Origin of the sequence: Qipengyuania rhodophyticola (genome assembly GCF_042493225.1) — a bacterium.
Taxonomy (GTDB): Bacteria; Pseudomonadota; Alphaproteobacteria; order Sphingomonadales; family Sphingomonadaceae; genus Erythrobacter.
On record NZ_CP170454.1, the window covers coordinates 447,335 to 467,456 of the forward strand.

Consider the following 20,122-nt stretch of genomic DNA (forward strand, 5'->3'; position numbering starts at 1 on the left):
ACGCTACAGGTCAGATGTTCAGCGGTTTTGCCGCCCATCAATCAAGCGTTCGACGAGCGATGGGTCCGCCAATGTCGAGGTGTCACCAAGCGAGCCGTAATCGTTCTCCGCAATCTTGCGGAGGATGCGCCGCATGATCTTGCCAGAGCGTGTTTTGGGCAAGCCATCGGTGAATTGCAGGTGATCAGGCGTGGCAATCGGGCCGATCTCTTTGCGGACGTGCGCGCGTAGCTCTTTGCCGAGCTCCTCGCTGCCTTCCTCGCCGGCGTTTAGCGTGACGTAGCAATAGATGCCTTGCCCTTTGATATCATGCGGATATCCGACCACTGCGGCCTCTGCGACGAGGCTGTGCAGCACTAGCGCACTTTCCACCTCGGCGGTGCCCATGCGGTGACCTGAGACGTTGATCACATCGTCCACGCGGCCCGTAATCCAGTAATAGCCATCTTCATCACGCCGGCACCCATCGCCAGTGAAATACTTGCCTTTGTATGTGCTGAAATAGGTCTGCTCAAAGCGCTCATGATCGCCGTAAACGCTGCGCGCTTGGCCGGGCCAGCTATGCGTAAGGCATAGATTGCCGTCAGTCGCGCCTTCCAGAACTGCACCGTCGCCATCAACCAATTGCGGCTGAACTCCGAAAAACGGCAAGCCAGCACTTCCCGGTTTCATATCATGCGCCGCGGGCAGCGTAGTAATCATGCAGCCACCGGTCTCTGTCTGCCACCAGGTGTCAATAATCGGGCAACGCCCCTTGCCCACAACGTCGTAATACCAACGCCATGCCTCTGGATTGATCGGCTCGCCGACGCTGCCGAGCAAGCGTAGTGACGAGCGATCGCGGCTCGTAACGAACTCATCGCCTTCGCGCATTAGCGCGCGGATCGCGGTGGGCGCGGTGTAGAGAATATTGACCTGATGCTTGTCGACCACGTCCCAGAAACGCCCATGGTCAGGGTAATTCGGTACGCCTTCAAAGACTACGCCAGTCGCCCCGTTCATAAGCGGACCGTAGACAATATAGCTGTGCCCCGTGACCCAGCCGATATCCGCAGTGCACCAGAACACTTCGCCTTGCGTGTAATCGAAAATGTAGTTGAACGTTGTCGCGGCCCAAACGCCATACCCTCCGGTTGTATGGAGCACGCCCTTAGGCTCTCCGGTCGATCCCGATGTGTAGAGAATGAACAGCGGATCTTCCGCATTCATCGGCTCACATGGGCACTCGGCATCTGACTTAACATCGTGATACCAGTGGTCGCGGCCTTCGGTCATAGTGATCTCGGCGCCGGTATGCTTGACCACGAGAACACCATCAACTTCGACGCTCGGCAAAGCGAGCGCCGCATCGACATTGGCCTTGAGCGGGATCGGTTTTGCGCCGCGCAGGCCCGTGTCCGCAGTGATCACGAACCGACTGCCGCAATCGGTAATCCGGCCGGCCAATGCCTCTGGTGAGAACCCGCCGAACACTACCGAATGGATCGCGCCTATTCGCGCGCAGGCAAGCATAGCCAACACACCTTCGATGACCATCGGCATATAAAGCGTGACACGGTCGCCCTTCATCACGCCGAGCGCTTTCAGGGCATTGGCCATTTCGATAACTTCACCGAGCAGCTCGCTGTAAGTGAGCGTCCGGCCAGGACTTGCAGGATCATCAGGCTCAAAAATGAGCGCAGTCTGGTCGCCGCGCGTCTCCACATGGCGATCCACTGCATTGTGGCACAGATTCAGAACACCGTCAGAAAACCACTCAATACTGACTGGATCATACGACCACTCGCCGCCTTTAGCAGGCGCGGTGAACCAATCGAGGCCTTTAGCCTGCTCCAACCAGAACCCATCAGGGTCATCAATCGATTGCTGATAAAGCGCAGCATAGTCTTCCGCGCTGCAATGGGTGGCACCCGCCGCAGATGGTCGCTGCACAAATTCGCTCATCAGTTCATCCTCTTACGCTCTTTTGTCCGCTCGACTTTATGCAATGCCGGCCAAAGAGCAAGAGAGGCCTGAGGATGCCACGCGCGACGTCGCACCACCCCTTCATTTCAAGACCAGTTACCCGCCCTTATTCGTCCCTACCGGGCGGCTCTCAAAGGCGCGCGCGACAACATCATCAGGCCAAGTGACCTCAGTTTGCGTCTGCGGGTTGAACAGATCGCCTTCATACTGCGCAGCCTCTGCGGCGGCGATTTCTTCTGCCGTCAAATGCTCGCTTGGCTCCAGGGCAAATACGTCAAGCCCGCGCGTGATCTCAGTCGCGTAGATGCGGCCATTGTACCAATAGCTTGACCAATATCCGCCAACGACCAGCTGCTCCTTGTTGATCGCGCCGCGATCAAAATAGGCGACTTCGACGGGGTTCGAGCTGTCAGTGAAATCCATTATGCTTAGGCCGCCTTGATACCAGCTTTGCACAAAGAGATCGCGGCCCGGCACAGGAACAATTGAGCCATTATGCGCAACACAGTTTTCCTTGTCAGTCTGCGGCGCAGGCATCTTGTAATGGCTGCGGAAGACAAGCTTGCCGTCAGCAATGTCATAAATGGCATTCGCGCCCCAATTCATTGGGTCTGATGCCTGACAGCGCGGACGGCCGCCACCACCCCACTCATCAGTAAAGATCACCTTGGTGCCATCATTGTTGAAAGTGGCCGAGTGCCAATAAGCGAAGCCCTTATCAAAAACTGCATCGATCCGCGTGGGGTTCATCGGGTCGGAGATATCAAACAGGATACCATTGCCCGAACATGCGCCAGCGGCGATGTTCTTCGAGGGGAATACTGTGATATCATGACACTCATCAGTTGGGCGAGTATCCTGTGCACCTTCCTCACTTTCGCCGCCTTGCCACAGGCCAGCGATCTGTCCGGTTTCCGGGTCTGCGAAGACGCGCGGGCTCTTTACGATACGCGACTGCGATGGGTCCGCCAGCGGTATCTCGATCACATCGATGCTGAACAAGGCGGTTCGGTTATCGCCCGGCTCACCGCCGATGCATCCGGCCAATTCCTCTTCGTCGCGAATCCGCGATGTGCCCGAATTATAGACGATGATGCGCGTGTCATCCGCGCTCACGATGGAGTGCGTGTGGCTGCCACGGCACGTCTGAACCAGCCCGACCTGACGAGGCCGCGCGAGATCAGAAATGTCGAATATGCGCAGACCCCGGAAGCGTTCTTGGCTGACATCTTCAGCAACCCCCTGCAGGCCGCAATCGACCCGCCCGCGCGTTTGCTCAACGCTCATCACCAGAATATCGCCGACAACCGAAACGTCGCCCTGCCCGCCAGGGCATACGATAGAGCTGACGAGGCCCGGCGCACCGTCATCACCCAGCCGATAAATGTTATAGCCGTGATAGCTACCTGCCACCATAATATCGTCGAAGAAAGCCATGTCAGTATTGGCAAAATCGAGCAGCGGGGAACGCTCAGCAAACTCGGTCAGCGTATCATCCTCGCCGCGCTCCGGAGTTGTCTCTGCTGCCTTTTTCTCATCCTCGTCTTTGGCCTTTGGAGGTTTCAGGTCAGCCGGGTTAGCCGGATCGAAGAAACCCGCTGGTTTTGACAGGCTAGCAACCTTGCGCAGGTTCCAGATCGCCTCGCCAGCGTTGTCAAAACCCGCCGCCAGATTGGCGCGCGGGTCTGTAGAAAGCGTCGCGAGGAGCGCATTCATTTGGTTGATTTCTTTGGTCTGATCATTGTCCACGTCATTCGCAAACTTGAACAACACCGGATCAGAAGCGCTACCGGGCTGCTCCAGCAGATCATCAACCATCTCGATCGCACCCTCGTGATGCGCAATCATGAGCTGCAAGAACAGCCGGTCAAACTCAACACCCGAAAGGGTCGCGAGGCGGGCCATGTCTTCAGCGCTCGCCATGCCAGCCATGTTCTCATGCAGGCTCGCCCACTCACCGCCGCCATGATGACCATGATGACCAGCATGTTCGCCGCCGACCATCGGGGCCTTTTCCCCGCGATCCCTTAGCCAGCCTTGCATGAATTCAATTTCGTCAGCCTGACCCGATTCAATCCGACCACCAATTGTGACGATTTCTTCGCGATTGGTCCGATCTTTGATCAGCTGCGCCATCTCAACCGCTTGCTGGTGATGCAAAATCATGCCCTGCATGAACACCACATCAGCAGGCGAATGGGTGGTACTGGCCAAGTCCGTTGCCTCTTCCGCAGTCAGCAAACTGCCAGCTGTGCCAGGTGCGCCCGGCAAAACGATTGGCGCATCCTGCGCAATCGCGGCGGTAGATGTTGATGCCAAAAGCGTGGCGCCAAGCGCAAAAAGCGACGTATTTTTCATGGTTATGCAGTCCCCAAAAATATCCCCTCTAATGAGACGGAATATCAGGGTGAGGTCAAGCAGCAATTCTGCGAACGACTTCGCCGGACCGATCAGCTTTCAGCAAATTCGCCTTTGCGGGGACCGAGATAGCCAAACAGATAGGCGCCCACCTTGCGCATCTGAATTTCCTCCGCGCCCTCGGTGATCCGGTAGCGGCGGTGGTGGCGATAAATATGTTCAAACGGTTTGTGCCGTGAATAGCCAATCCCGCCATGCACTTGCATCGCGCGGTCTGCCGCCTCGCATACCAGCCGGTTTGCCCAATAATTACACATTGAAACCTTGTCAGATATGGTCCGCTCAATCTCTTTGTGCGGCATATTGTCCATCTGCCACGCGGTCTTATAAATCAGCATGCGCAGCATCTCGCATTGGGTCGCCAGCTCAACCAGCGGAAACTGGATCGCTTGGTTCTTGGCTAAAGCCTCGCCAAAGGGCTTGCGTGCGCGGGCGTATTTCACGCTTTCTTCAACGCAATATTGCGCCGCGCCGAGGCTGGAGGCTGCCTGGCGAATGCGGTTCTGGTGCACAAAGCTTTGCGCCAGCGCTAGGCCCTTGCCTTCCTCGCCCAAGATCACCGATTCCGGCACCCAGACATTCTCAATCGACAACCGCGGGTGATCTGTCGGCATATTGAATGTCCACATCCACTCCTCGATTTTGAGGCCCTCGGAGGGATTGGGGACTAGGAAGCAGGTGATGCCGCGTGCATCGCCAGCCTCTCCGCTGGTCCGGGCGAACAGCGCGCAATGCGTTGCGTGATGCATGCCAGTGATCCACATCTTCTCGCCGTCGATGCGGTATCCCGCCGCGCCATCGCGCGTTTCTTTGACGCCGCGCGTTTCCATGTGGGTTGCGTCAGAGCCATGCTCAGCCTCGGTCAGGCCAAAAGCAACGCGCCTTGTCCGTGCAAAGCCTCCATTGATGAACTCTTGGCGTTGCTCCTCAGTGCCGAATTGTTCGAACATTTCGACGAAGGGAAAATTGCCGACGATGCTGTGCTCGTTCTGGAGATCATTATGGAGGCCAAGGCCGCGCTGCGCAAACCGATCTCGGATCACTGCCATCCAGAGGTTTGAGCCATCCTTGCCGCCATACTTCTTGGGAGCGGAAAAGCGCCAATGCCCCGCCTTGTCAGCCCGCGCGGTGGCCTCGCGCAGCAAAGCCTCCCACTCTTCATTGGGCAGGCCTTCGCGATCCCAATCGGTGCGCGCATCCTCCCGCCGATGATCGAAAAAGCGATTGTTATCGTCTTGCATTTGCAGCGGAGTGATCTCAGCCTCGATAAAGCGCTCAAGCTCATCAAGATAGGCCTGAAGATCTGCGGGAATCGCGAAGTCCATTTAGTTCTCTCCAGTCCATTTTTTGCGAGCAGCAGCGAGTGCGGGGTATTTTGGGGAATCGACCGACACTTTCTCAAAAACCATTTGCCGCAGCGTGCCAAGTAATCCGGGAAAACCTACATCCCCGCCACCCTCAAGGATCGCCTTGGTCATCTTCTCGTCTTCCATGATCTGCGGCAAATAGAGGTCTTTGCGAGCAATTATACCGAGCGCATTTCGTGCGACAGCAAGTTGGAAACGGTCATGCCCGGTCATCAAGGGCTTAATGGTCTCAAGCCATTCCGAAACAGCTTCAGCGAGCTCACCTTCTCGTGCCTCGCCAAGATCATCATAGGGTGTAAGGGCTTGAACCTCAGGAGCCCTCTCCTCCTCCGGCGCATTCTCCTCTAGCAGCATCAGCAGATCGAGTTCCTGCTCGGATGTGCGGCGCGAGATCACCACGCGTTCGAGCATGCGGTCGCTACCCTCGCGCCAGAACTTTGCCATGCGCAGACAGCCGAGCGCCCACCATACGGTACGGTGAATCAGCCAGTACCGGAAGCGGGCGGGGTCAACTTTGCAGCCACTCTCCGCCTCATAGGCTGCGAAATACGCCTCCAGCGATCCAAGCCCGAGCGCCGGTCGATCATACCGCGCAAACCGCCACACCGCCATGCAGCCGAACGCCAAGTCCTCGTGGCGATCGCCGAAATGCGCCAGCTCCCAATCGAGCACTCCTGTGAGATGCCCCTCTTCCGCCAGCAGATTGCCAAGCCTGTAATCGCCGTGGTTGAGCACAGGCTCGCAAGGCTCAGGGCAATTGTCCTCCATCCATTTGAGGCCGAGCGCGATGATCGGGCGGTCGCCGCCAGCCTCCTCAAACTGCGCGCGCAGATCAGCAATGGCCGCTCGGTAGTCCATCACCGGCACGGCAGCGGGCACATCATCGCGGGTGAGCGAGTGAATGCGGGCCAAGTCCTGTGCAGCCTCGCGCAGCAGAGCATCCGCCTCGTCAAATTGCAGGATCACTTTGGGGTCAGCAGTGCCCGGCAGAGCGCGCATTACAAAGCCGCTTCCGATTCCGTCTCTTGGATCAAGCTCGAGGATCACCTCGGGCGCGCGCACTCCCGCAGCATGGGCAGCGCGGATGACCGCCGCCTCAACATCATGGCCAAAGGGGCGGTCATTCATGAACTCCAGGCTTGGCGCGCGGCGCAGTACGTGCGGCTCGCCGCCCGAGATAAAGCGCCAACTTTCCATTGTCGCGCCGCCCGTCAAGCGCTCAATCTCTTGAGCCTCGGCCATCCCGACACGGGCAAGCGCCGTGTTCAGGCCCTTAGCCAGTTCGCCCATTGTTTGGTTCTCTCCCACACCCCCTTTGTTGCAGCGATCAGCTTCCATCTCAAGAGCGCCTTGCGATATGCAAAAACAACTTTGGCGACTCTTATGCCTCGATCTTGAAAGGATGCGTCGTTATTGGGACACAATTCATCGCCAGAGCATTGTTTGGCTAACGAGTAGGCTCATTAAGGTTCTGCACACCATATTAGGGTTACACATACCGCATGGCTTTTAGAAAATTCATCGGAACACTCACCGGTACATTCGTCGCAGGCGCTCTCGGTCTTGGCGTGCCAGCACAGGCGCAAACGCAGGCACTCGAGGCACAGTTTGATAATGCGCTTGGCACCGAGGTGCGCGCGCCCAAGAGCTATAAGGCGGTATACCAATCGCCGCTGGAGCAGCGCATCGCGCTTATCGCCGATGGCGCGCAAGGGCGCATTGGTGTGGCAGCAGTGGACCTCTCTAATAGTGAGGCTGTCACCATTCTGGGTGATCAGCGCTTCCCTATGGCGAGTACCAGCAAGATCGCTGTGGCGGCCACTTTCCTGGAAGGTGTTGAGCAGGGCAAATGGAGCCTGACCAGCGAGTTCCCCCTGCTGATCCCGCGGCGGTCAGCGAAGTTTTCAAGCGCCGCTGCCCCCGTATCCGAGGGGCAATATATGCAAGCGATTGATCTCATCGAGATCATGATCACCCGCTCCAGCAACCCGGCAACAGATGCGTTATTGCGCGTCGTCGGTGGTCCAAGCGCTGTGAATGACTGGATGCAACGCAATGGCATTAGCGAGTTTAGCATTGACCGCGACATTGCGACTTTGGTGCGCGATGATGGCGAGTTTGATCCTGCTAGTCACATTGATCTGCGTGATAGCGCAACGCCAAGCGCGATGATCGAGCTGCTTACTGGCCTTTATCAGGGGCGCTATCTTAATGAGCAAAACCGGCGGGTTATTCTATCGGCGATGAGCCGGACGAGAACTGGCAAACGCCGGATTCGCTATCACATTCCGCCGACGGCCAATGTTTTGCATAAGACGGGCTCGCTGAATAACACCTCCAGCGATATCGGCATTATTGAGACAGCTGATGGGCGTGCGATCGCAATGGCCATTTATGTGACAGGTCAGGGTTCGCGCCGTGCGCGCGAAGCGAAGATCGCCGCAATCGCGCGGGCTCTATATGATGGTTATGCCGCCCAGCCTCGGCGCAATTGGGCCAATGCAAATTATGGGGGCGAGTGAGCCCAAATAAAAAGGGCGGCGCCTTCCGGCACCGCCCCTCTTAAAGCGAAAAGCTTCCTAAGTCGTGCGACTTAGTTGCCTTCCATAGCGCCTTCAACAGCAGCTTCTGCTTCAGCAGCTGCGTCTTCAGCAGCACCTTCAACAGCTTCCATTGCGCCTTCAGCAGCGTCGCCAGTAGCGTCCATTGCGCCTTCAGCAGCTTCACCGGTAGCTTCCATGGCGTCGCCAGCAGCTTCGCCAGTAGCGTCCATTGCAGCGTCAGCGTTTGCTTCTACGTCCGCAGCAGCATTTTCAGCAGCGTCTTGAGCTTCTGAACAAGCAGCGAGTGACAGAGCAGCTGCAGAAACAGCAGCGACAAGTGCGATCTTACGCATAAAAAATTCCATTCTTTAAAACAGCGAGTATTGTGTTGCAGGCCTTTTTGAGGGGCCTGCGTGAGCTCACAAATTGCGACCTCACAATGGCTAAATAGTGGCGACAATGTGACCGCGCAAGCCCTTTTGACTCATTTTCGCCCAATTTTGCCATAATTTTGCCTTAATTAGCACCCGTTTCACCGTGCGCTTTAGGAGGGGATAAACCACTCCCCATCGCTTATATGCGCTGCTAGAGCAGGCGGTATGGGCAAACAAAATCATCTCTATCTGGTCGACGGATCGGCCTATATCTTCCGCGCATATCACCGCCTTCCACCGCTAACCGATCCCGAAGGCACACCGGTTGGCGCGGTCTATGGCTACACGACTATGCTCTGGAAGCTCGCCGATGATCTCGATGCAGCAGATGGCCCAACGCACCTTGCGGTGATTTTGGATGCCTCGTCCAAATCGTTCCGCAACGATATTTATCCAGAATATAAGGCCAACCGCCCGCCGCCACCCGAAGATCTGGTGCCGCAATTCCCGCTAATCCGTGATGCAACGCGGGCGTTCAGCCTGCCTTGCATTGAGGAGATGGGCCTTGAGGCGGACGACTTGATCGCATCCTATGCCCGCGCCGCGCAGGACAAAGGCTGGAATGTTACCATCGTTTCTTCCGACAAGGATTTGATGCAGCTGATCAGCGAGAAAGATGGGCCGGATGGCCCTGCACGCATCGACATGCTCGACACTATGAAGAGCCAGCGGATTTACAAAGAGGAAGTGTCGGAAAAGTTCGGAGTCGAACCAGAACTGGTCGGTGATGTCCTCGCTCTGATGGGCGATAGCGTCGACAATATTCCGGGCATTTACGGCGTCGGACCAAAGACCGCTTCAAAGTTGATTGCTGAACATGGCTCGCTTTCCGCTGCGCTCGATTCTGCCGAAGACATGAAGAAGTCCAAGCTGAAAGAGCGCCTGCTAGAGCATCGCGACGACGCTGAGCTCAGCCGGGTGCTAGTGACGCTGAAGGAAGATTGCGACCTTCCTGAGGCTTTGGATGATTTCAAGCTGGACGGTGTGCCGCCCGAACCGCTGGCGGCGTTCCTTGAAAAGCACGGCTTCACGAGCCTGCTTAAGCGCCTGGATGCAGGGAGCGGCAGCCCGGACAGACCCAACGATCTCAACCCCGCCAAAGCCGAGACGGACTCGGCCGATGGTACTGCGCAGGGCACAAGCCAGCCATTGCCTGAAATGCCAAAAATCGACCGCAGCGCGTATGAATGCGTGCAAACAATGGAGCGGCTCGAGGCTTGGATTGAGCGCGCGAAAGCAGCGCGGCTGATAGCGGTCGACACTGAAACCAACAGCCTGGATGCAATCCGCGCTGATCTGGTCGGAGTAAGCCTTGCGCTCGGCCCCAATGACGCCTGCTACATCCCGCTCGGGCATGGCGGGACTGACATGTTCAGCGAGAACCCGGAGCATATTGAGCGGAAGGCTGCGCTCGCCGCGCTCAAACCGCTGCTTGAAAGCGATGCAGTGCTCAAGATATTCCAGAACGGGAAATATGATCTCAACGTGCTGGCAAGGCAGGGTATTGCAGTAAGCCCGATTGATGACACGATGATCATCAGCTTTGATCTCGACGCCGGGCGCGGCGAAAGCGGCATTGGTGGCGGGCATGGGATGGATGAGCTGGCGGAGCGTCACCTTGGCCACACTTGTCTCAGCTTCAAAGAGGTCTGCGGAACCGGCAAAAAGCAGATCCCGTTTGGCGAAGTGCCGCTGGATAAGGCGACTGAGTATGCCGCCGAAGATGCAGATGTGACGTGGCGGCTGCATGCGCATTTAAAATCGCGACTGGCGCTGGAAGGCGGAACTAAGGTCTATGAGCGCGTTGACCGCCCGCTTATCCCGGTGGTGGCTCAGATGGAGCGCCATGGGATCAAAGTTGACCGCGCAAGGCTGGCGAAATTGTCGGAAGAGTTTTCCAAAGAAACCAGCCGCCTTGAAAGCGAAATTCACGAAATCGCCGGTGAGGAATTCACCGTCGGCAGCCCCAAGCAATTGGGCGATATTCTGTTCGACAAGCTCGGTTACAAGGGCGGACGCAAAGGCAAAAGCGGGCAATATTCAACTGATCAGAGCATTCTGGAGCGGCTATCAGGTGAAGGCGCTCCGATCGCGAATAAGGTTCTCGAATGGCGTCAGCTTGCGAAGCTCAAGTCGACATATACAGACGCGCTGCAAGAGGCGATTAACCCCGAAACGGGCCGCGTTCACACTAGCTATAGCCTGGCGGGCGCGCAAACCGGACGGCTGTCATCGACCGATCCGAACCTGCAAAACATCCCGATCCGCACTGCTATCGGTAGGCAAATCCGTGAGGCCTTTGTGCCAGAACCCGGCAACGTCCTGCTCGCGGCGGATTACTCACAGATTGAGCTACGGCTGGCGGCCCACATGGCAAATGTCGATACGCTGAAAGACGCCTTTGCCAAAGGCGAGGACATTCACAATCGCACTGCGCAAGAGATGTTCGGCGCAGTTGACCGCGACACTCGCGCGCAGGCCAAGACCATCAACTTCGCAATCCTCTATGGCATTTCGCGCTGGGGCCTTGCCGGGCGGCTCGGCGTAGAGCCTGATGAGGCGCAGGCCATGATCGATACCTATTTCAAGCGCTTCCCCGGCATTCAACGCTACATTATGGAAACGCTCGAGCAAGTGCGTGAGCGCGGATATTCTGAAACGCTGTTTGGCCGCAAGACATGGTTCCCCCGGATTTCATCGAAGAACCAGGCTGAACGTCAAGGAAGCGAACGCGCGGCGATTAACGCGCCGATCCAGGGCACCAGCGCGGACATTATCAAGCGGGCGATGGTCCGCATGGTACCCGCGCTAGAGGAAGCTGGGCTTGGCTATGACGGCACCAAAGGCGTGCGCATGCTCTTGCAAGTGCATGATGAGCTGGTGTTCGAAGTGCCTGAGGGCGACGTGGAGGCAGCGTCGGCAATTATTGAAAAAACCATGGCGGAGGCAGCGGGCCCTGCGGTCACAATCGATGTGCCACTCGGGGTAGATATCGGCACGGGGCAAAGTTGGGACGAGGCACACTGAGCATGATGGATCAAATCTTCCCGGGCGGTTTCACGATTGATTGGACTGCTGTTGGCCTCGCGGCGCTAGCACTGCTCTTGGCTGTAGCGATCGCTTACGTCTTCTACCGGATCGTCTTTGCCGCAATTGATCGGCTGACCAGCCTGTCAGAAACAACGGTTGATGAAATGATCGTCGAGAAGATCCGGCGACCGGTCAAATGGTCGTTCATTGCGCTGAGCATAACGATTGTCGCGCAGATCAACCCCGACCTGCAATCAATCTGGGAGCCGCTCGCAAAATTCCTGCGCCCGGCGCTGCTTGGCTGGATCGCTTACACGCTGGTCAAAGCCTTCACCGCGGCGATGGAGTTCCGGCTGGATGCATCAGACGATCCAGTCGCTGTGCGCAGTCGGCGTACGCGGGTTGCGGTGCTCTCGCGCACAGCAACCTTCGCGATTATCTTCATTACGGTTGGCCTCATGCTGCTAGGCATTCCAGCGGTTCGCGATATCGGCACAACCTTGCTGGCATCTGCCGGTCTTGCTGCTCTGGCGGTTGGCGCTGCCGCGCAGCCCGCGCTCAAATCGCTGATCGCTGGCTTGCAAGTCGCGCTGACCGAGCCAATGCGGCTTGGCGATCTGGTGAAAGTAGATGGCGAGGTCGGGCGGATTGAGGAAATCCGCATGAGCTTTGTCACGGTGCGCACATGGGATGAGCGGGTTCTCGTGGTGCCAACTAGCCGCTTCCTTGATGAGAGTTTTGAGAACTGGTCACGCCAGAGCGAAAAGCTGACCGGGCCAGTCTTCCTGCACCTAGATCCCGCCACAGAAGTCGCGCCGATCCGAGCCGAGTTTGAGCGTTATGTCAGCGAGCATGCGCTGTTCGACGGTCGCAATAAGGTGCTCTTGATGACAGAGGCGTATCCAGAGAGCATCGAGCTGCGGCTATCGATGAGTTCAAAAACGATTGGCGATTTATGGGCGCTGCGCTGCGACGTCCGCGAGCATATGATAAGCTGGCTGCGCACCGAAATGCCAGACGCGCTAATCCGTCATCGGCTTGAGGTTCCCCACGGCCATCCCAAAGCGGGAGAGCCCTGATCACGTAGCAACCTAAGCCGAAGCCCGAACTCACTCTATCGGGGTGATTTCACCGTCCGTGTGCTTCTTGTCGCGGATTGGCTCAACCATGCCGTCATGGACAAAGCCGATCGGCTGAGCCTGCACCGCACGCTTCTTAAGCACGCCGCGCATTTTGCGATATTCAGCCTCCATTTTCGTGGTGACGGTCGCGCGCGAATCTCTCAGCGCTTCCTCGAAATCAATCGCCTCAACCTCGCTCACATCGCTACCGACTCGGTGCAGTGCATTAAGCCCTGCTCGGCGCACAACATCCTCCAGATCAGCGCCAGTAAAGCGCTTGGTCTTGCCCGCGACGACAGTCAGATCAACATCCTTGGCGAGCGGCATATTCTTGGCGTGGATCTTCAGGATATGCTCACGGCCTTCCTTATCCGGCGTGCCAACATAAACCAGCTCGTCAAAACGGCCCGGCCGTAGCAAAGCGGGATCCACCAGTGTCGGACGATTGGTCGCCCCAATCACCACCACAGATTGCAGCTCTTCCAGCCCGTCCATTTCCGCAAGGATCGTGTTGACCACGCGGCCCGTCACTTGCGGTTCGCCCTGGCCGGAACCGCGGGCCGGCACGAGGCTATCAATCTCGTCGATGAAGATCACACACGGCGCGACCGCACGCGCGCGTCGGAACATGCGGGCGATCTGCTGCTCGCTCTCACCGTACCATTTGGACAAAAGGTCAGAACTTTTCATCGAAATGAAATTGGCCTCGGCCTCTTTGGCGACCGCTTTGGCGAGCAAAGTTTTACCAGTGCCGGGCGGGCCATAAAGGAGAAAGCCCTTGGCAGGCCGGATGCCCAATCGGCGGAAGGCGTCGGGGTTCTTCAGGGGCAGCTCGATACCTTCTTTGAGCTTCTCAATCGCGTCGCCGACCCCGCCAATATCGCTCCATGCGACATTGGGGACCTGCACCATAACTTCGCGCATGGCAGAGGGCTGAATGCGTTTCAGTGCGCAGAGGAAATCGTCGCGGCTGACATAGAGGTCATCGAGGACTTCTTGCGGAATTTCGCCAGCGTCCAAATCGATCTTGGGCATAATGCGCCGGACAGCATCAATTGCCGCCTCCCGAGCCAGCGCAGCAATATCTGCGCCGACAAAACCGTGCGTGGTCCGCGCGAGTTCCCCCAGATCAACGCCTTCGCCAAGCGGCATCCCGCGCATATGGATCGCCAGGATCTCGCGGCGCCCGCTTTCGTCAGGTACACCAATCACAATCTCACGGTCGAACCGGCCCGGGCGCCTCAGCGCCTCGTCGATTGCATCCGGGCGATTGGTCGCGGCGATCACCACGATGTTGGAGCGTGCCTCCAACCCATCCATAAGTGTGAGCAATTGCGCGACTAGCCGCTTTTCCGCCTCACCGGGCACTTTGTCACGCTTGGGCGCAATCGAATCAATCTCGTCAATAAAGATGATCGAAGGTGCGTTTTTGGCCGCCTCCTCAAACACTTCGCGCAGGCGCTTTTCGCTTTCGCCATAGCCGGAGCCCATAATCTCAGGCCCGTTGATGATCGCAAAATTGGCGTCGCTTTCATTCGCAACAGCCTGAGCCAGACGGGTCTTACCGGTGCCGGGCGGGCCGTGCAGCAATACGCCCTTTGGCGGATCGACGCCGAGCCGAGTGAATAGCTCAGGATAGCGCAGGGGCAGCTCAACCATTTCGCGCAATGCCTGGATTGTATCGGCCATGCCGCCGACGTCATCATAATTGACCAGCGCGCTATTATTAAGGGCCGCCTCTTCAAATTCGGCGCGCAGCTCAACCTCAGTATTCTCATCAATGTGAACAATGCCCTTGGGCGTGGTCGCCACAACATTGAGGCGGATTTGGGTGAGCGCATAGGCAGGCGCGTTGAACATGCGGCGTACTTCTGGAGGCATATTCTGCACCGGCTGCTGACCCGTTGTCGCGACCAGATCGCCCGCAACCACTGGCTTACCGAAGAAATTGCGTTTGAGCGCTTGGGTTGGCCCTTGCAGCCGTAGCTCGCGGGTAGCTGGTGCAAAAACTACGCGGGTCGCAGGTCGCGATTTAGCGAGCGAGATCACCACATGTTCACCTGAGCCAACTTCAGCATTGCTGCGCTGCAAGCCATCCAACCGGACGACGTCCAGCGCTTGGTCTTCATCATAGGCCGGCATGGCAACTGCCGCAGTGCTGCTCTTGCCAGCCACCTCAACGACATCCCCCTCAGTGATGCCAAGCGCCTGAAATGCGCTACGCGGCAAGCGAGCAATGCCCTGGCCGCTTTCTTCCTGACGGGCGGCGGCGACTTGCAGCCTTACTTCGCTTGATTGTTTCGCCGCGTCACCATCTGCCATAGGAAATTTCCTCTCTCATCGTCGTCCACAGGTTGGATGGGAGGCATGGACGCGTGACTATCTGTCTGATCCATGGACCTAAGCATCTGATCAGGCAGATGCAATGCGATAGACGCCCAGTGCCGCACAAACGGGCAAGAAGTCGCAGACTCATAACAAGAAAAAGCCCGGTCAGCAGAACCGACCGGGCGAATAAGTCTTGGGAGAGGATGCCTGTTAAGGCACGTCCGTTAGGACACGGAGAGATATGCGGTTGCAGCATTTTTTGTGCAAGTGCGAAAAAAACAGAGCTGGTTGCGTTTTTTGCACATGATCGCGGTATGACGATCATGGCTTTGTCAGGCGTCAGCACGCCGCACCCTAAGCAGGCGTGACACCGCACTCCCCGGACGCTAAACGCCCATCTTATGAGCAAGCTTTATCCTAGTGCATCCGCCGCCCTTGAGGGCCTCCTCCAAGACAATCTTCTCATTGCGGCGGGCGGCTTCGGCCTTTGCGGTATTCCGGAGCGATTGCTTGACGCGATCCGCGACAGCGGTGTGACCGGCCTGACCTTCGCCAGTAACAATGCCGGGATCGACAATGAAGGGATCGGCAAGCTGCTGCGCACCAAGCAAGTGAAGAAAATGATCTCCTCATATGTCGGCGAGAATAAGGAGTTTGAGCGCCAGTTTCTCGCAGGCGAATTGGAAGTTGAATTTTGCCCGCAAGGCACGCTGGCGGAGCGAATGCGCGCAGGCGGCGCTGGCATTCCCGGGTTTTACACCAAGACCGGCGTCGGCACGCAGGTAGCCGAGGGCAAAGAGCATAAGGATTTTGCCGGACGCAATGGGGCGAGCGAAACCTACATTCTTGAAGAAGGCATCTTTGCCGATTTGGCGATCGTGAAGGCTTGGAAAGCGGATGAGACAGGCAATCTGATGTTCCGGAAAACCGCGCGCAATTTCAATCAGCCAGCTGCGACGTGCGGCAAGGTCTGCATTGCCGAGGTGGAGGAAGTGGTGCCCGCGGGCGCGCTTGACCCCGATGCGATCCACTTGCCCGGCGTCTTCGTCAACCGCATGATCGTGGGCGCGCCTTATGACAAACAGATTGAGTTCCGCACGGTAAGAGAACGGGAGAACGCGTAATGTTTGGTAAGAAGCAAGCGGATTTTGCAGAGATCGACGTCAGCTCCTTTGATTTTCTCGCAGATTCGGTTGAGGTCGCCCGGCTCTGGGTGGAGAATGAAGGCCCTGCGACCTGCATCATTCAGCCTGACAAGCTTGAAGACCCGCGTCATTTTGGCCTGCTGATGGTTGATGCCATTCGCCACGGCGCGCGCGCCTATGCGCAATGCTACGGGATTAGCGAAGAAGACGCGCTGGCCGCGATTTGGCAAGGCGTCGATATGGAGCGCGCGAATAACACGACCGGCCTTGACACTATTCAGGATTACGATCCCGAGGGATGAGATTGCGCGGCCACTCACGCTGGCTTATCGCGGGAAGCTTAGGGCTCTTGCTCCAAGGCTGCGCGGCTGCGGTAATCCCGGTCGCAGCGGGCGTGCTTATGGGCGACACGCTACGCAAGGGGAATGATACCGGCGGCGGGACTGTCAAAATTGCCGAGGCCGGAGAGACTGAGACTGTTGAGGCTGTGCCCGCCAATGCTTCGCCGCAAAATTTAGCGGCAGAGGCCGCCGCCGCAAATGCGGGTAATAGCGAGAGTATCCAACTGCTCGACCTCACTGAGCTGCCACCGCCATCAGCTCCAGCCGGAACCAGCGCGAGATCAGTCAGCGTCATCAACTCCTTTGCCAGCTATAGCCTTGAGCAAGCCGCATTTTACGGCACTGATGCAGATGAGGCGCGCCTCTCCGCTCTCCTCGAAGAGCCCGGCTCGCTGAGGCCGCAGCGCGCCAATTGTAAGGGCCTGCCGCCGGCCGTTCTGATCGACCTTGACCCCGGTAAAGACACCGCTGACCCGCTAACCGACATTCCCATACCGCAAGAACTCGCGCCCGCGCTTAAGACTTTGCGTGAGGCCGACATTCGCATTGCCTGGGTCTCCCGCATTGGCGAGGGCTTTGCCGATCCACTCCGCATGCAATTAGTCCGCAGAGGCTTCGACACGGCATACTCTGATCTTGTGGCGATACCCGCCAACCTCGATCAGCGTAAACAGACATTGCGCGAAGGCCTCTCCAAGCAATATTGCGTGATCGCCATCTTGGGCGATGACCGCGCAGATTTCGACGAACTATACCTGTACCTCAAAAACGATGACGCTGCCTTCGCGCTCGAATCCATCATCGGCCAAGGCTGGTTTCTTGCACCTGAATTTGGCCAAGCAAGCGCAGCCCCAACGCAAAACTCTAACACTTCAGACGACCCTTCCGGAGACCAGTAATGTCCGACACCGTAGTCCAAGAAAAAACTGGCTGGGACCGCAATCAGATGGCTGCCCGCGCCGCGCAAGAGCTGCAGGATGGCTATTACGTCAATCTCGGCATTGGCATCCCGACATTGGTTGCCAATCATATTCCCGATGGCATGCAGGTCACCCTGCAAAGCGAGAATGGCATGCTCGGCATTGGCCCGTTTCCCTATGACGACGAGGTGGATCCAGACCTGATCAATGCGGGCAAACAAACCATTAGCGAACTGCCGCACAGCGCTTATTTCGATAGCGCGACCAGCTTCTCCATGATCCGCGGCGGGCATATTGATCTCACCGTGCTGGGCGCGATGGAAGTGGCGGAAAATGGCGATATTGCCAATTGGATGATCCCGGGCAAAATGATCAAAGGCATGGGCGGCGCGATGGATCTGGTCGCGGGCGTTAAAAAGATCATCGTCGTCATGGATCACAACAGCAAAGCGGGCGATCCGAAGTTCATTCCGGAATGCACTTTGCCGCTAACGGGCACTAATGTGGTTGATATGATCATCACCAATCTGGGCGTATTCCAAAGGGCAGATCATGCCAGTCCGTTCAAACTGATCGAGCTTGCTCCGGGTATCACCGCCGATGAGGTCGCTGCGAAAACGACCGCAAACTATCAGGTAGCGCTGTAACAGGCGGTGACGTCCACACAGGAGTTACTGGCGCGGTTCGAGCGGCTTTCATCCGGCATTCTAACCAGTCTGCCCGAGGGTGAGCGCGAGACGAATTACGACCATATCGCGCCTCTCTATGACTTGGTTGTCGGCAATGGCATCTATAATCGGTTAATATGGGGATGCCCCAAGCGGGCGTATCGGGACGCCGCAACAACGTTTTTCGAACGGGTACAAAGCGGGCCGATTATCGATTTCGGATGCGGATCGCTTGTTTTTACTGCAGCCTCATATCGCGGCGAAGAGGACCACACTGTCCTTTTCGATCTCTCGCGGCGCATGCTGGAACGGGGCCAGAAACGCTTGCCATCCGGGCATTTTCTGCAAGGTGACGCGCTCGACCCACCATTCGATCAACACTGCTTTGCTGGCGCGATGAGTTGGGGCATGCTGCATATCTTCGGTACCGGGGCCGCCTATCTTTCTCGGCTCAAGAAGGTGGTGAAGCCAGGTGGCGTGATTGCGCTGGGTACGCTCGTTCTGGCAGATCGTGCGCTGGGCGATCGCTGGCTCCATGCACTGTACAAACGAGGCGAAGCCGCCGCGCCGCAAACCGTCCATCAGGTCACAAAGGGCTTCGAGCAGTACTTCACACTTGAGAGTAGCGAGTTGTGCGGAAACATGCTGTTCCTTTTTGGGCACCGGGGGTACACTTAGTAGGGATGGAGAGAAAAGGATGCCAATGAACCGCGTTTGCGAGATGACGGGTGCGGATTTCCCGCTCTTTGCGTTTTCCCACTGCCGCGACGTGGTCGCCGCCGTGAGCAAAGCTGGCGGCTTCGGAGTTTTCGGTGCAACAAGGTTCAGCCCGGAGCAACTTGAGGAAGAACTCGCTTGGATCGACGCGCATGTCGATGGCGCACCTTACGGCGTCGACGTATTGGTGCCCGAAGTGGTCGATCCGCGCGTACGCGAACTGGCTGACAACAAATCCCGGGCGGCGGCAATCGACCCGCGATATCAGCAGTTCACCAATGAGGTACTGGGTCAATATGGCATAGCCGCAGAAGAGGAGATGCCGATCTTGCGTGAGCGCATGGGCATCACGCCAGAGAACGGGCTAGCGCTGATGGAGGTCGCATTTCGCCACCCGATTAAGCTGATCGCTAACGCTCTTGGTATCGCCCCGGCAGCTATGATTGAGGAAGGCAAGAGGCGCGGCGTGCCGGTCGCGGCGCTCGTCGGGGCAAAAGAACATGCCATCCGTCAGGCCGAGGCTGGCGTCGACATCATCGTGGCCCAAGGCACTGAGGCTGGCGGGCATTGCGGCGAGGTATCTACGCTGGTGCTGATCCCCGAAGTTGTTCGCGCGCTTGAGGAGGCAGGTCATGAGATCCCGGTTCTGGCGGCAGGCGGCATTATGACCGGCGGGCAAATGGCGGGGATGATGGCCGCTGGCGCGCAGGGCGCATGGACGGGCTCGGTCTGGCTTGCGACACCAGAAGCCGAAACCAGCGAGGCTTTCCGCGACAAAATGGTCGCCGCGCGCAGCCGGGACACGGTACGCTCGACAAGCCGGACGGGAAAACCCGCGCGGCAGCTCAAGACCGCCTGGCATGATGCATGGGAAGCAGAAGATGGCCCGGGCACTTTGCCCATGCCACTTATGGGAATGATATCAGAACCTGCCTTCCAACGGATCGAACGCGAAGCCGCAGCGGGAAATAGCGAGGCGAAAGAGCTGGTCAGCTATTTCGTCGGCCAAGGCGTCGGACTGGTCGAGCAAGTCCGCTCCAGCCGCCAAGTAGTGCAGGACTTTCGCGAGGAGTTTATCGAGGCGGTTACCACACTCAGCCAGAGTTTTGAGCAAGGCTAACTTAA

Annotated in this window: 15 protein-coding genes; 9 read left to right on the forward strand and 6 right to left on the reverse strand. The window is 57.6% G+C overall.

Annotated elements, in window-relative coordinates; genetic code table 11:
• Positions 1-18 precede the first annotated feature (18 nt).
• From acs to ACFCXQ_RS02030, 4 genes are all read right to left on the reverse strand, one after another.
• Positions 19-1,944, reverse strand: coding sequence for an acetate--CoA ligase (gene acs / locus ACFCXQ_RS02015; RefSeq protein WP_379552571.1), 1,926 nt, complete (start codon positions 1,942-1,944; stop codon positions 19-21).
• 117 nt (positions 1,945-2,061) lie between these two features.
• Positions 2,062-4,323 carry a DUF305 domain-containing protein gene (locus ACFCXQ_RS02020; RefSeq protein WP_379552573.1) on the reverse strand — a complete coding sequence of 754 codons (2,262 nt, stop codon included), beginning with the start codon at positions 4,321-4,323 and terminating at the stop codon, positions 2,062-2,064.
• A 92-nt stretch (positions 4,324-4,415) separates the two neighbouring features.
• A complete protein-coding gene (locus ACFCXQ_RS02025; RefSeq protein WP_379552575.1) occupies positions 4,416-5,708 on the reverse strand; it encodes an acyl-CoA dehydrogenase family protein in 1,293 nt (430 codons plus the stop codon).
• Positions 5,709-7,040 carry a phosphotransferase gene (locus tag ACFCXQ_RS02030; RefSeq protein ID WP_379552577.1) on the reverse strand — a complete coding sequence of 444 codons (1,332 nt, stop codon included), beginning with the start codon at positions 7,038-7,040 and terminating at the stop codon, positions 5,709-5,711.
• A 212-nt stretch (positions 7,041-7,252) separates the two neighbouring features.
• On the opposite strand from ACFCXQ_RS02030, the gene ACFCXQ_RS02035 reads away from it, so the two are divergent.
• Positions 7,253-8,272 carry a serine hydrolase gene (locus tag ACFCXQ_RS02035; RefSeq protein ID WP_379552579.1) on the forward strand — a complete coding sequence of 340 codons (1,020 nt, stop codon included), beginning with the start codon at positions 7,253-7,255 and terminating at the stop codon, positions 8,270-8,272.
• Positions 8,273-8,343: 71 nt separating this feature from the next.
• Here ACFCXQ_RS02035 and ACFCXQ_RS02040 read toward each other — a convergent pair whose 3' ends face one another.
• On the reverse strand, positions 8,344-8,646 hold the full coding sequence (locus ACFCXQ_RS02040; protein ID WP_379552581.1) for a hypothetical protein: 303 nt from the start codon (positions 8,644-8,646) through the stop codon (positions 8,344-8,346).
• Positions 8,647-8,892: 246 nt separating this feature from the next.
• On the opposite strand from ACFCXQ_RS02040, the gene polA reads away from it, so the two are divergent.
• Together polA and ACFCXQ_RS02050 are read left to right on the forward strand one after the other, a co-directional pair.
• A complete protein-coding gene (gene polA / locus ACFCXQ_RS02045) occupies positions 8,893-11,754 on the forward strand; it encodes a DNA polymerase I (RefSeq protein WP_379552583.1) in 2,862 nt (953 codons plus the stop codon).
• 2 nt (positions 11,755-11,756) lie between these two features.
• A complete protein-coding gene (locus tag ACFCXQ_RS02050) occupies positions 11,757-12,836 on the forward strand; it encodes a mechanosensitive ion channel family protein (RefSeq protein WP_379552585.1) in 1,080 nt (359 codons plus the stop codon).
• 30 nt (positions 12,837-12,866) lie between these two features.
• On the opposite strand, the gene ACFCXQ_RS02055 is transcribed toward ACFCXQ_RS02050, so the two are convergent.
• Entirely contained in the window at positions 12,867-15,200 is a 2,334-nt protein-coding gene (locus tag ACFCXQ_RS02055; RefSeq protein WP_379552587.1) for a CDC48 family AAA ATPase, read from the reverse strand.
• Positions 15,201-15,607: 407 nt separating this feature from the next.
• On the opposite strand from ACFCXQ_RS02055, the gene ACFCXQ_RS02060 reads away from it, so the two are divergent.
• From ACFCXQ_RS02060 to ACFCXQ_RS02085, 6 genes are read left to right on the forward strand one after another with little or no spacing between them, the layout of a single operon-like run.
• Positions 15,608-16,330 (forward strand): CoA transferase subunit A, encoded by a 723-nt coding sequence (locus ACFCXQ_RS02060; protein WP_379552589.1) that lies wholly within the window; start codon positions 15,608-15,610, stop codon positions 16,328-16,330.
• On the forward strand, positions 16,330-16,653 hold the full coding sequence (locus ACFCXQ_RS02065; protein WP_379552591.1) for a DUF5076 domain-containing protein: 324 nt from the start codon (positions 16,330-16,332) through the stop codon (positions 16,651-16,653). The genes ACFCXQ_RS02060 and ACFCXQ_RS02065 overlap by 1 nt, the downstream gene beginning before the upstream one ends.
• Positions 16,650-17,591 (forward strand): hypothetical protein, encoded by a 942-nt coding sequence (locus ACFCXQ_RS02070; protein WP_379552593.1) that lies wholly within the window; start codon positions 16,650-16,652, stop codon positions 17,589-17,591. The genes ACFCXQ_RS02065 and ACFCXQ_RS02070 overlap by 4 nt, the downstream gene beginning before the upstream one ends.
• Positions 17,591-18,259, forward strand: a complete 669-nt coding sequence (locus ACFCXQ_RS02075) for a CoA transferase subunit B (protein WP_379552595.1) — start codon at positions 17,591-17,593, stop codon at positions 18,257-18,259. Before ACFCXQ_RS02070 ends, ACFCXQ_RS02075 begins: the two co-directional genes overlap by 1 nt.
• A gap of 6 nt (positions 18,260-18,265) precedes the next feature.
• Positions 18,266-18,958: a class I SAM-dependent methyltransferase gene (locus tag ACFCXQ_RS02080; RefSeq protein ID WP_379552597.1), complete on the forward strand. Its 693-nt coding sequence runs from the start codon at positions 18,266-18,268 to the stop codon at positions 18,956-18,958.
• Between the two features lie 25 nt (positions 18,959-18,983).
• Positions 18,984-20,117, forward strand: a complete 1,134-nt coding sequence (locus tag ACFCXQ_RS02085) for an NAD(P)H-dependent flavin oxidoreductase (protein WP_379552599.1) — start codon at positions 18,984-18,986, stop codon at positions 20,115-20,117.
• The last annotated feature ends 5 nt before the right edge of the window (positions 20,118-20,122 follow it).

Coding starts and splice junctions, on each gene's coding strand:
- acs (WP_379552571.1), bottom strand. CDS start 1,944: ATGAGCGAATTTGTGCAGCGACCATCTGCGGCGGGTGCCACCCATTGC.
- ACFCXQ_RS02020 (WP_379552573.1), bottom strand. CDS start 4,323: ATGAAAAATACGTCGCTTTTTGCGCTTGGCGCCACGCTTTTGGCATCA.
- ACFCXQ_RS02025 (WP_379552575.1), bottom strand. CDS start 5,708: ATGGACTTCGCGATTCCCGCAGATCTTCAGGCCTATCTTGATGAGCTT.
- ACFCXQ_RS02030 (WP_379552577.1), bottom strand. CDS start 7,040: ATGGGCGAACTGGCTAAGGGCCTGAACACGGCGCTTGCCCGTGTCGGG.
- ACFCXQ_RS02035 (WP_379552579.1), top strand. CDS start 7,253: ATGGCTTTTAGAAAATTCATCGGAACACTCACCGGTACATTCGTCGCA.
- ACFCXQ_RS02040 (WP_379552581.1), bottom strand. CDS start 8,646: ATGCGTAAGATCGCACTTGTCGCTGCTGTTTCTGCAGCTGCTCTGTCA.
- polA (WP_379552583.1), top strand. CDS start 8,893: ATGGGCAAACAAAATCATCTCTATCTGGTCGACGGATCGGCCTATATC.
- ACFCXQ_RS02050 (WP_379552585.1), top strand. CDS start 11,757: ATGATGGATCAAATCTTCCCGGGCGGTTTCACGATTGATTGGACTGCT.
- ACFCXQ_RS02055 (WP_379552587.1), bottom strand. CDS start 15,200: ATGGCAGATGGTGACGCGGCGAAACAATCAAGCGAAGTAAGGCTGCAA.
- ACFCXQ_RS02060 (WP_379552589.1), top strand. CDS start 15,608: ATGAGCAAGCTTTATCCTAGTGCATCCGCCGCCCTTGAGGGCCTCCTC.
- ACFCXQ_RS02065 (WP_379552591.1), top strand. CDS start 16,330: ATGTTTGGTAAGAAGCAAGCGGATTTTGCAGAGATCGACGTCAGCTCC.
- ACFCXQ_RS02070 (WP_379552593.1), top strand. CDS start 16,650: ATGAGATTGCGCGGCCACTCACGCTGGCTTATCGCGGGAAGCTTAGGG.
- ACFCXQ_RS02075 (WP_379552595.1), top strand. CDS start 17,591: ATGTCCGACACCGTAGTCCAAGAAAAAACTGGCTGGGACCGCAATCAG.
- ACFCXQ_RS02085 (WP_379552599.1), top strand. CDS start 18,984: ATGAACCGCGTTTGCGAGATGACGGGTGCGGATTTCCCGCTCTTTGCG.